This is a genomic window from Methylobacterium sp. 22177, assembly GCF_052045615.1.
Lineage (GTDB): Bacteria > Pseudomonadota > Alphaproteobacteria > Rhizobiales > Beijerinckiaceae > Methylobacterium > Methylobacterium radiotolerans.
The window spans coordinates 192,587-204,104 of sequence record NZ_JBQEPK010000001.1 but is presented as its reverse complement, the minus strand read 5'-3'; the positions used below and the strand labels follow the sequence as shown (position 1 = coordinate 204,104).

General features: G+C 71.8%; 8 protein-coding genes. All 8 read left to right on the top strand.

All coding sequences use genetic code 11. The features are described from left to right. The first annotated feature begins 304 nt into the window (after positions 1–304). The 8 genes from ACTJK8_RS01060 (at position 305) to ACTJK8_RS01025 (ending at position 11,508) form a co-directional block, all read left to right on the top strand. Positions 305–1,393, top strand: coding sequence for an acyltransferase family protein (locus ACTJK8_RS01060; protein ID WP_440761381.1), 1,089 nt, complete (start codon positions 305–307; stop codon positions 1,391–1,393). A 267-nt stretch (positions 1,394–1,660) separates the two neighbouring features. Then, positions 1,661–2,830, top strand: a complete 1,170-nt coding sequence (locus tag ACTJK8_RS01055) for a glycosyltransferase (RefSeq protein ID WP_053620690.1) — start codon at positions 1,661–1,663, stop codon at positions 2,828–2,830. An 11-nt stretch (positions 2,831–2,841) separates the two neighbouring features. Further along, on the top strand, positions 2,842–5,037 hold the full coding sequence (locus ACTJK8_RS01050; RefSeq protein WP_440761380.1) for a GumC family protein: 2,196 nt from the start codon (positions 2,842–2,844) through the stop codon (positions 5,035–5,037). Further along, entirely contained in the window at positions 5,034–6,260 is a 1,227-nt protein-coding gene (locus ACTJK8_RS01045; protein ID WP_440761379.1) for a glycosyltransferase, read from the top strand. The genes ACTJK8_RS01050 and ACTJK8_RS01045 overlap by 4 nt, the downstream gene beginning before the upstream one ends. Before the next feature lie 44 nt (positions 6,261–6,304). After that, positions 6,305–7,441 carry a glycosyltransferase family 4 protein gene (locus ACTJK8_RS01040; RefSeq protein WP_440761378.1) on the top strand — a complete coding sequence of 379 codons (1,137 nt, stop codon included), beginning with the start codon at positions 6,305–6,307 and terminating at the stop codon, positions 7,439–7,441. Beyond that, a complete protein-coding gene (locus ACTJK8_RS01035) occupies positions 7,422–8,666 on the top strand; it encodes a glycosyltransferase family 4 protein (protein WP_440761377.1) in 1,245 nt (414 codons plus the stop codon). Before ACTJK8_RS01040 ends, ACTJK8_RS01035 begins: the two co-directional genes overlap by 20 nt. Positions 8,667–8,776: 110 nt before the next feature. Next, entirely contained in the window at positions 8,777–10,000 is a 1,224-nt protein-coding gene (locus ACTJK8_RS01030; protein ID WP_029360459.1) for a glycosyltransferase family 4 protein, read from the top strand. Continuing rightward, positions 9,997–11,508, top strand: coding sequence for a lipopolysaccharide biosynthesis protein (locus ACTJK8_RS01025; RefSeq protein ID WP_182177398.1), 1,512 nt, complete (start codon positions 9,997–9,999; stop codon positions 11,506–11,508). Before ACTJK8_RS01030 ends, ACTJK8_RS01025 begins: the two co-directional genes overlap by 4 nt. The last annotated feature ends 10 nt before the right edge of the window (positions 11,509–11,518 follow it).

Below are 11,518 nucleotides of genomic sequence, written 5' to 3'. Positions count from 1 at the left end.
ATAGCGGCTGGCACTGGGCAGAACGGGGTGGCGCACTGTGCAAGCGGGAGCTCCGTGCGGCCGGCGTCCCACATTTGACGGCCGCCTCTTTACGATCACTTTCCAGCTCTTGATTTCGTGATCTTCCGTCCAGAGATTTCGCGGATCTAGCAACTCATGCGTGTAATCGCTCCGCCTGAGCTTAATTCGAGACCCGGAGCCATTTAGGACGTTTCGGGACTCGTCGTGACGCAGTGGGGCCATCTCGGCCATAAGGGCGCGATGTCGCCCGTCCCGGGCGGGCCCAGCGATCAGCCGGCGCGCGATGATCTACAACCTTCAAATCCTGCGCGCCGTCGCCTCGTACCTCGTCTTCCTCACGCATTTCGGCCTCTATGTCGGCCCCGTCCTGCCGCGGCCTGACCTCCTCGCCTTCGGGGCGAGCGGCGTCGACGTGTTCTTCGTGCTCTCCGGGTTCATCATGTTCGTGAGCACGAGCGGGCGCCGCGAGAGCCCGGGGGAGTTCCTGCTCCGCCGCGCCTCTCGCGTCGTCCCGGTCTACTGGATCGTGACGATCGGCCTGACGTTGATCGCGCTCACCGGGCTGAGGCCCATCGGGATCGTGGAGATCCGGACGGATTACGTCGTTCAGTCCCTGCTGTTCCTGCCGTTCTCGCGGGGTGGTTTCATCGAGCCGCTGAACTCCGTAGGCTGGACCCTCAATTACGAGATGTTCTTCTACGTGGTTTTCGCGGGATTGCTGCTGGTGCCCAAGCCCGCCGTCCGGGCGCTCGGCGCAGCCGCGGTCTTCCTCGCGCTGATCCTGCTCGGATTGCTGCCGGCGTCGGGCCTCTACTGGGCGTACTACACCAAGCCGATCCTGATCGAGTTCGCTGCCGGCATCGGGCTGGGCTACGCCTACCTGAGGCTCGGAGTGTTGCCCGCAGGCTTCCCCGCCCGCCGCGCCGCCGGCGCGGTCGTCGCGGCCGCGGTGCTGCTCATCCTCGGCGGCCAGGTCGTCACCGAGGCGCTCGGCGCCAGCCCCGAACTGTCGGGGTTCGCCCGCCCGCTGGTCTGGGGTTTCGCGGCCGTCCTGATCGTGGGCGCGATGCTGCTGCTGGAGCGGGCCGGCATCGTGTTGAAGTCGCGCTGGCTGCTCTCGCAGGGCAATGCCAGCTACTCCTTCTATCTGGTTCACAATCTGCTGCTGCACAGCGCCGCCAAGATCGCGGCGCTCGTCGTCGCGCCCGGCATCGCGCGCGCTCTCCTGATCTTCGCGATCGCGTTCCCAGCGGCGGTGGCCGCGGGGGAGTTGCTGTTCCGGTATGTCGAGGCGCCGGTGATCGCGGCCCTGCGGCGCCGGCTCGACCGGCGCCCCTCGCCGGGCCCCCTGCCCGCCCCGATCGCCTCGTAGATCGCGGCGTCGAGTCCGCAGGCAACCCCATTCCGGCGGCGCGGCGAGCTCCTGACCTTAACGTTAATCGTTCGCAAAAATTAAGTTTACACGTCAGGTTTAAGGCTCGAATCAGCACTATTTTCGATAGTTGCTGGCGCGGTGACCCCTTTTTTAGAGATCACGTCTCTATTACCCTCACGTGTGTGCCTACGCTCGCTGTCAGAGGCGGGGCCGGCAGGACGGAATGCATTTTCCAGCGTCCGGCGCACCGACGAGGAAGCTGTGATGCGCGTCGCGATTGTTCACGACTGGTTGTATATCGTCGGTGGCGCCGAGCGTGTCCTCGAGCAGCTGCTGCGGATCTATCCGGACGCGGACGTCTTCGCCCTCTTCGACTTCCTGCCCGACGCAGACCGGGCGCGGCTGGGCTACACGCAGGCGCGGACGAGCTTCATCCAGCGCATGCCCTTCGCGCGGACGCGGCACCGCAACTACCTGCCGCTGATGCCGCTCGCGATCGAGCAGTTCGATCTGTCGGCCTACGATCTGGTCATCTCGAGCAGCTACGCGGTGGCGAAGGGCGTCCTGACCGGGCCCGACCAGCTCCACGTCTCCTACATCCACTCGCCCATGCGTTACGCCTGGGACATGCAGCACACCTACCTGCGGGAGAGCGGCTGCGACGCGGGCATGAAGAGCCTGCTCGCCCGGCTGATCCTGCACCGGATGCGCGTCTGGGATTTCCGCACGGCGGCCGGTCCCAACGCGATCGTGGCCAACTCGGCCTTCGTCGCCCGCCGCATCCACAAGGTCTACGGCCGCACCGCCGAGGTCATCCACCCGCCGATCACGCTGCCGACCCTGCGGTACGACGGCCCGCGCGCGAACCACTTCCTCGTGGCCAGCCGCCTCGTGCCCTACAAGAACGTCGAGGCGGTGATCCGCGCCTTCGCGCTGCTTCCCGATCTCGAACTCGTGGTGGCGGGCTCCGGGCCGGATGCCGCGCGGCTGCGCGAGATCGCGGGGCCCAACGTGACATTCTCGGGCTTCGTGCCCGACGCGGAGCTGCGCCACCTCATGGCCACGGCCCGCGCCTTCATCTTCGCGGCCGAAGAGGATTTCGGGATCATCGTGGTCGAGGCCACGTCGGAGGGCACGCCCGTCCTCGCGCTGGGCCGCGGCGGTGCCCGCGAGACGGTCCAGACCCGCGGCCCGCAGCGCACCGGGATGTTCTTCGACGTGCCCGAGCCCGAGGCGATCGCCGAGTGCGTCCGGCGCTTCCTGCTGCAGGAGAGCCACTTCACCCGTGAGGCCTGCTGGGCGCAGGCCGAGACGTTCTCGGCCGAGCTGTTCCGCAGCCGGTTCTCGAACTTCGTCGATGACCAGATGGCCCTGCACCGGGCCGCCTGCGAGACGCGCCCGCGGATCGTGCCGCGCCTCGAAGCCGTCGGCTGAGGGCAGATCGCATGTCCTTCCTGACTGTCGATCTGGCCGACCGGGCGCCGGTCCGCGCCCTCCCCCAGGAGCCGGCGCGCGGCGGTCCGCTGGCCGCCGCCCTCGCGCGGATCTGGCATCGCCGGACCCTGTTCCTGGCGGTGTTCGCCGCGGTCCTCGGCCTCGCCGTCACCGCGCTGCTGATGATCCAGCCGCAATACGTGGCGAGCGGCTCGGTGATCGTCGCCGAGGCCGAGCCGGGCGCCAACAACGCCTCGATGGCCTGGATCCAGAAGATCGGCGACCCGGCGGACATCGAGAGCCAGATCCTGGTGATCCGCTCGCCACGGCTCCTGCGCCTCGCCATCGACGACAACCTCATCGCCGCGGTCCTCGCCGAGTGCCGCTACGCGGCGACCGGCGGTCATCCCGACCGGATCAGCGACAAGAAGGACGCCGCCTGCACGAAGCTCACGACCGACCGCAACGCGCTCGTCGAGTATCTGCAGAGGCGCTACACGGTCCTGAGCTCCGGCCGCTCGCGCATCATCACCATCGGCTACAAGTCGCCGCTGCCCGAGACGGCGCAGACCATGGCCAACGGCCTGATCAACGCCTTCCTGGAAGACCAGCGCGAGGCGCAGGCCTCGAGCCGCAAGGCGGCGGCCGACTGGCTGCACACCGAGATCAGCCAGCTGGACGCGTCGATCCGGGCCGACGAGACCCGCATCCAAACCTTCCGGCGCCGCAAGGGCCTGCTGAAGGGCTCGCTGGCCCCGATCAGCGCCGAGCGGCTCACCAGCATCAGCCAGCAGCTCGCCGCGGCCGAGACCGCCAAAGCGGACGCCGCCGCGCGGCTGAGCGAGATCGAGGCCAGGGGCGCCCGCGGCGCCGACAGCGCCCCGGCAGTCCTGGCGAGCCCGACCATCGTCTCGCTGAAGCAGCAGCTCAGCGGTGTCAGCGCGCAGCTCGCCAACCAGAGCACCCTGCTGGGCGCGAATCATCCGGTCATCCGGGCGCTCGAGACCGAGCAGGCGAGCCTGCGCGCGCGGATCGAGCAGGAGATCGGGAACGTCGCGCGGGGCCTGCGCAAGTCCTACGAGGCCTCGAGCACCCTCGCCAAGTCGCTGCGCGCCCAACTCGAGACCGCGAAGACGGACGCCGCCGCCGCCATGGACGACGAGGCCTCGATCGAGGGCATGGTGCGCAACGCCGAGATCAAGCGCACCCGCTACGCCGATCTGGTGAAGCGCGCGGGCGAGCTCGAGACCGAGCGGCGGATCCTCACCGGCAGCACGCGGCTGGTCAGCCTCGCCGAGCTGCCGCAGGAGCCGTTCTCGCCCAAGGCCGTGCCGTTCCTGGCGGGCGGCCTCGTGCTCGCCGGCGTGCTCGCCGCCGCCGCCGCGCTGCTGCGCGACTACACCGACCGGCGCGTGCGCACCTCGGCGCAGCTGATGGCGGGCACCGGCGCACCGGTCTTCGCGCAATTGCCGAGCCTGGAGACCGCCGGCCTCGTCGGCCGCTTCTCTGAGCGCCAGCGCGAGCTCGACCTCGCGGAGGCCCTGGCGCGGGCGCGGGTCTATCCGGTGATGCAGAACGTCCTGCGCAACCTGCACGCCCATCTCGTGCTGGCCGGCGCCGGCAAGTCCCGCGTCATCCTGGTCACCTCGGCGAAGCCGCGGGAGGGCAAATCCTTCACGGCCTTCGCACTCGCCGGGATCGGCGCCGCCAGCGGCCGACGGGTGCTCGTGGTCGAGTGCGACCTGCGGCGCCCGAACTTCGAGGCCTCCCTCGGGCTCGGCCGCGGCGCGGGCCTCGGCGGCGTGCTCCGCGGCGAGATCGACCCGGCCGAGGCCGTTGTCCGGGCCGGACGCTTCGACGTCATCCCCGCGGGAACGCCGACGGCCGACTCGACCGAGCTCCTGATGGGCGACCGGATGGCGGACTTCCTCAAGTGGAGCCGCCGCTACGACCTCGTCCTCCTCGACACGCCGCCCACGAGTCTCCTGATGGACGCGCCGATGCTCGCCCGCCAAGTCGACGGCGTGCTCTGCTGCGCCCGCTACGGCCGCTCGCAGCTCTCCGACACCGTCGAGACCGTGGCGAACCTGCGCCGCGCCGGCGGACACGTCCTCGGGATCGCCATGACCATGGTCCGCCCGGGTATCCAGTCGACCTACGACGTGATGCCGCTTCCCGATCCCCGGGCGGCCGCGAGCGCGCGATGAACGACGTGCTTCCCGCCGAAGCGCTCGCCGAGCGCGGCCTCCTTGACCGGGTGCGGGCCACCCGGTCCGACGTCGCCGCTCGGCCGCGCGTCCTGTTCGTGAGCCACACCGGCACCATGTCGGGAGCCGAGCTGGTGCTCCGCGACGCCGTCCGGCCGTGGCCGGGCTCGACCGCGTTCCTGTTCGAGGACGGCGCCCTCACCGAGGCCCTGCGCGATCAGGGCCTGGAGATCCGCCTCGCGCGCCGACGGTCCGCCCTGGCGGGCCTCCGGCGCGATGTCTCCCCCCTGAGCGCGCTGCCGGTCCTGGGCCAGCTCGGCGCCCTGGCTCTCGAGATCGCCCGGGGTGCCCGTGTTTGCGACGTGGTCTACGCCAACTCGCAGAAGGCCTTCCTGCTCTCCGCCCCGGCGGCCCGCGCCGCCGGGCGTCCCCTGATCTGGCACCTGCACGACATCCTCGACAGCGCGCATTTCGGCCGGGCGCAGCGCGTCCTGCAGGTCCGGCTCGCCAATCTCTGCGCCGCCCGGGTGATCGTGCCCTCCGAGGCCGCCGCGCGGGCCTTCGTCGAGGCCGGCGGGCGCCGGTCCCTGATCCGCGTCGTGCCGAACGGCCTCGACGTCGACCCGGTGCCCTGCGGTGCCGCCGCCCTGCGCGCGGAGCTCGGCCTGCCGGACGGTCCCCTCGTCGGCGTCTTCAGCCGCCTCGCGCCGTGGAAGGGGCAGGACGTCCTGATCGACGCGCTGGCGACCCTGCCCGGCCTGCGCTGCGTCGTGGTGGGGGCGCCCCTTTTCGGCGAGGATGCCTACGCGGCGCATCTGCGCGACCTCGCGGCGCGGCGCGGCCTGTCGGACCGGGTCCTGTTCCTCGGCCAGCGCGACGATGTCCCCAGGCTGATGCAGGCGGTCGACGCGGTCGTGCACTCCTCGGTCGATCCCGAACCGTTCGGCCGTACCCTCGTCGAGGCCATGCTGGTCGGCGTGCCGGTGATCGCCACCGACGCCGGCGCGTCCGCCGAGATCCTCGACGGCGGCGCGGCCGGAACCCTGGTGCCGCCGCGGCGGCCGGACCGCCTCGCGGCGGCCCTGTCGGCGCTGTTCGCCGCTCCCGACGCCTTCAGGGCGCGCACGGCGCTCGCGCGCGAGCGGGCGCTGTCCCGTTACGGCGCGGACCGCATGCAGCGCGATCTCACCGACATCATCCTCCAGGTCGCCGGCCGGGCCTGACGGGCCCGCGTTTCCCTTTCCCGTTCGGAGCCGTCAGACCCGCCATGCCGCGCGTCCTCGTCAACATGCCGAGCCAGCATGCCGGTCGGCCGTCGGGCGTCGCGCTCGTCGCCTTCCGGGTGATCGCCGGCCTCGTCGCGCGCGGCACCTTCGCGGTGGTGCTGCGCTCCCCCTGGCGTCGCGATCAGCTGCCGGCGGCGATCCGCGACTGCGTCGAGGTCGTGACGGTGAAGCGGCCGCGGATCATGCTGCTCGACGTCCTGCGCCAGTGCCTCACCGTCCCGCGGCTGTGCCGCGCCCGCGCCATCGACGTGGTGCTGAACATCGATCCCTACGGGGCGGCGTTCGGCGGCCGCGCCCGCGTCAGCGTCGTGCACGACCTCTATTTCCGCACGCTGCCCGGGCGCATCCGCTCCCGCGAGGCCCTGACCACCGACCCGATCTTCCGCCTGGTCCTCGGCAGCAGCGCCCGGGTGATCGCCGTCTCGGAGGCGACGCGGCGCGATCTGGAGCACCACTACCCGCGACTCCGCGCCCGGACGCGGACCGTGCCGTCCGCGGCCATGCTCGACCCGACGGCGGGTGGCTCCGCCGCCGAGATCCCCGCGGGGCCGTACGTGCTCGCGGTCGGCAACGCCCTGTACAACAAGAACTTCGCGACGCTCGCGCGCGCCGTGGTCGGGCTCGGGCGGCCGGGACTCGGGATCGTCCACGTCGGCGAGGATCACGACGAGGCGATCGCAGGCGCGCTCGGCGGCGCGCCGGTCCCGCTGACACGCCTGTCGCACATCGGCGACGACAGGCTGGCGGCCCTCTATCGCGGCGCGCTGTGCCTGTGCGTCCCGTCCTTCGCCGAGGGATTCTGCCTGCCCGTTCTGGAGGCGCAGGCCCTCGACTGCCCGGTGATCTGCTCGGACCGCTCCGCCACGCCGGAGATCGCGGGCGCCGGCGCCCTCACCTTCGATCCCGCCGACGCGGCGGCGCTGACCGCGTGCCTGCGGCGCCTGCTGGACGAACCCGGGCTCCGGACCGCGCTGATCGCCCGCGGTCGCGACAATGTCCGGCGCTACGACTGGGCCGAGACCGCCCGCCGCTACGAGACACTGCTGCTCGACGCGCTGCGGGACGGCGCGACGGCGCGTACCGCCCGGGAGGTGCCGCATGCGCATCCTGCACCTTAGCTCACTCTACGCGCCCGAGCAGGTCGGCGGCGCCGAACTGATGGTCGAGACTCTCGCCCGGACCCAGGCGGAGCTCGGCCACAACGTCGCCGTCGCCTGCGCGGCGCGGACCGAGGGCGGACCGGTCCTGCAGGACGGCGTCACCGTCTACCGGACCGGGTACGGAACGCCGTTCCACATCCTCGACTGGTCCCAGCGCGGGCGGGTCGACCGCCTCCGCTACAAGCTCGCGGCGCAGTGGAACCGCCACGCCCTCGACCGGATGATGCGGGCGGTCGGGGACTTCGCCCCCGACCTCGTCAACACCCACTCCATCTCCGAACTGCCGCCAGCGCTATGGCCGCTGCTGCGGCGACTCGGGGTGCCGGTCGTGCACACGCTGCACGACTTCACCAGCCTCTGCACCAACGGCGCCATGGTGCGCCACGGGCGTTCCTGTGCCGGCCAGCATCTCAAGTGCCGCCTCTACGCGGCGCCGCACCGGCGCTGCCAGCTCGCCGTGACGGCCGTCACCGCCGTGGGCTCGGACATCCTCGACCGTCACGTCGCCGCCGGCCTCTTCGCCCACGTGCCGCCGTCGCTGCGCCGAGTGATCTGGAACCCGATCCGGCCCGGTTCACCCGTGGCGCGGAGGCAGCGCGCGCCCGGCGCGCCGGTCCGGTTCGGCTATCTGGGCCGGATCGAGGGCGCGAAGGGCTTCGACGTGCTCCTCGAGGCCTGCCGACGCCTGCCGGAGGCGGGCTGGCGCCTCGCCGTCGCGGGCCGCGCCGTGGACGGGCTGGACCGTTACCGCACCCTGGCCGAGGGCCTGCCCGTCAACTTCCTGGGCTACGTGGAGCGCGACGCCTTCCTCGACGGTCTCGACTGCCTCGTGGTCCCGCCAGTCTGGCCCGAGCCCTTCGGCCGGACGGTGGCGGAGGCCTACGGGCGCGGCGTCCCGGTGATCGGCACCGCCACCGGCGGCATCGGCGAGCAGGTCGGGCCGGGCCCCTGGCTGGTCCCGCCGGGCGACGCGTCGGCGCTCGCCGCCGCGATGACCCGGATCGTCGCGGAGCCGGCCCGCCTCGCCGAAGGTCTCGCCCGCGCCGCCCGGATCCGCGCCGGCACCGATCCGGTCGCCGTCGCGACCGCCTTCCTCGACCTCTACGCCGCGACCCGCACCGAACCGCTTCCCGAGCTTTCCGCCCGCGCGGAGCGCCCGCATTTCAGCGAGTGCCGTCCATGATGACCCCCTCCCTGTCGTCGAACTACGCCCGGCTCCTGACCGAGGAGCCGCGCGCTCAGGGCCAGGACCGGCCGAGGGATCAGGCCACCGCGCGCGCGGTGACCGGACCGCTGCGGATCCTGCATCTGAGCGCCCTCTATCCGCCCTACATCGTGGGCGGCGCCGAGCGCTCGGTAGAGCATCTCGCCGAGGAACTCGTCGCGGCCGGCCACACGGTGGCAGCGGCCTGCATCGCGCGGGAGCCGGAGCCCAAGAGCGTGCGCGGCGGCGTCACGGTCTACCGCATGGCCCACCACAACGATTTCTGGCTGGAGGACTGGCCCCAGGCGAGCCGGTTCGGCCGCGCCTGGGCCAAGCTCAAGCAGCAGTGGAATTTCGCCGTGGCGGCCGAGTTCGGCCGCGTCCTCGACGACTTCCGGCCCGACATCGTCAACACGCACTCGCTGCTCGACGTCTCGACCCTCGTCTGGCGCGAGGCGGCCAAGCGCGGGATCCCGATCGTCCACACGGTCTGCGAGTACGACCTGATCTGTGGCAACGCCGCGATGTTCAAGGACGGCAAGCCGTGCGACCGCTGGCACCTCGGCTGCAAGGTGGTCAACGCCGCCAAGCAGATCACCAACCGGTCGGTGGACGCCGTCGTCAGCGTCGGCACCGAGATCCTCAAGACCCATGTCGACCACGGGTTGTTCGCGCATCTCGCGCCCGAGCGGCGCCGGGTGATCTTCTATTCCTGCACGGTTCCCGGGGGCGACCCGGAGGCACGGCGCCGGATCGACCGGACCGGCAGGCCGATGACGTTCGGATATCTCGGCCGGATCAACACCGAGAAGGGGGTCGGCACGATGATCGATGCCTTCCGGCGGATCGGTCCCGGCGACTGGCGGTGCCTCGTCGCCGGCCACGCGATGGACGACTCCATCGAGCGCTTCAAGGCGCGGGCCGAGGATCTGCCGATCGAGTTCGTCGGCTGGGCGAAGCCCGCCGAGTTCCTCAGCGCCGTCGACGTGCTGATCGTCCCCTCCTTCTGGGCCGAGCCGTCGCCCCGGACGATCTACGAGGCCTACACGATGGGCGTTCCGGTCATCGGGGCGGCCTCCGGCGGGATCCCCGAACTGATCGGCGAGGACAACGCCGACTGGCTGTTCACGCCGGGCGACGACGCCGACCTCGCCGCGCGGTTGCGGACGGTGATCGACCGTGGCCGCGGGAACCTGCCGGACGAGCGCGCCTTCCAGCACGTCATCCGCGAATCGACCTCGGAGCGCGTCGCCGAGAAGTATCTCGACCTCTACGCCGAACTCGTCGCCGAGCGTCGGGCGAGCCGCCCGTGACCGCCGCCGCGCCGGTCCTGTCGGAGGCCGCCGCCGCCGAGGAGGAGCCGGGGCTCGCCTCCGGCGCCGCCGTGACGCGCCGCTCGTTCGACGCCGCGCGCTGGGTGGCGGTCGCCTCCGTCGGCAATGTGACCTTGAGCTTCGGGGTTTTCCTCGTGCTCGCCCGCCTGATCGGGCCCGCCGAGTTCGGAATGGTGGCGATCGCGGCGGTCTTCATCGACATCCTGCAGATCGTCGCCCGCTGCGGGCTGCCCGACGCGGTGGTCCAGCGCGCCGACCTCGACGAGGACTTCGCCGCCACCGCCTTCTGGGTGATGCTTGCCACGGGCGCCGTCTGCGCCGCCGGCCTCGCGGCGCTGTCAGGCCCGATCGCCTGGATCTTCGACCTGCCCACGCTGCAGCCGGTCCTGTGCGCGCTCTCCGCCTGTTTCGTGATCACCGCCGCAGGCGCGATCCACGAGGCGCGGCTCCAGCGGAGCTTCGGCTTCCGCAAGCTCGCGCTGCGCGCGCTCGGCGCCAACATCCTCGGCGGGGCCGCGGCCCTCGTCCTGGCCCTCGACGGCTACGGCGTCTGGAGCCTCGTGGTGCAGCGGCTCGTCGCCGCGACCGCGACCACGCTCCTGACCTGGGCGGCGGCCCGCTGGATCCCGCCCCTGCGGCTCCACCTCGCCTCCGTGCGCGAGCAGATCGCCTTCGGCTCGCGGCTGTTCTGCACCTACCTGCTGCTCGTCGCCTCGATCCGGAGCCAGGAGGTGATCGCGGCCTACTTCCTCTCCGCGACCGAGGTCGGCTATCTGCGCCTCGCGTGGCGCTGCATCGACCTCGTGAGCCAAGTGGCAGTGATCCCGCTCACCACGGTCGGGCTGACAACCTACGCGCGCCTCCAGGACCGGCCGGGCGAGTTGGCCGCGGCCTTTCACCGATTCGCCGAGGCCTCGGCGTTCCTCGCGGTGCCCGCCTTCTTCGGCATGGCGGCCGTGGCCCCGACCCTCATCCCGTTCCTGTTCGGCGACCAGTGGCACGACGCGGCGCCGGTGCTGCGGACGCTAGCCCTCCTCGCCCCCGAATTCGTCGCGACCTCGATGCTGTGGATGGTCTTCACGGCTCTGGGCCGCAACGGCACCGCCCTGCGGCTCGCCGGCGCGCAGTTCGGCCTGGGCGCCGTGGCGGCGCTCGTGAGCGCGCCCTTCGGCCTCGCCGCACTCGTCGCCGGGCACGTGGTGCGGGCCTACCTGTTCACGCCCGCGATCGTCGCCAGCGCCGGGCGCGTCGTCCCGGTCACCAACGGGCGGCTCGTGCGGCTCCTCGCGCCGATCACGCTCTGCGCCGGCGCGATGGCCGGGCTCGTGCTGCTCGTCCAGACCCCGATCCACGCCGCCTTCGGGGACCGGCTCGGCCTCGTCGCGGCCGTCGGTATCGGGATCGCGGCCTACGTGAGTCTCGCCTGGATCTTCATGCGCGACACGCTCCGCACGGCCGTCGGCCTCTTTCTGCGGCGCCCGGCCTGATCTGCACCCT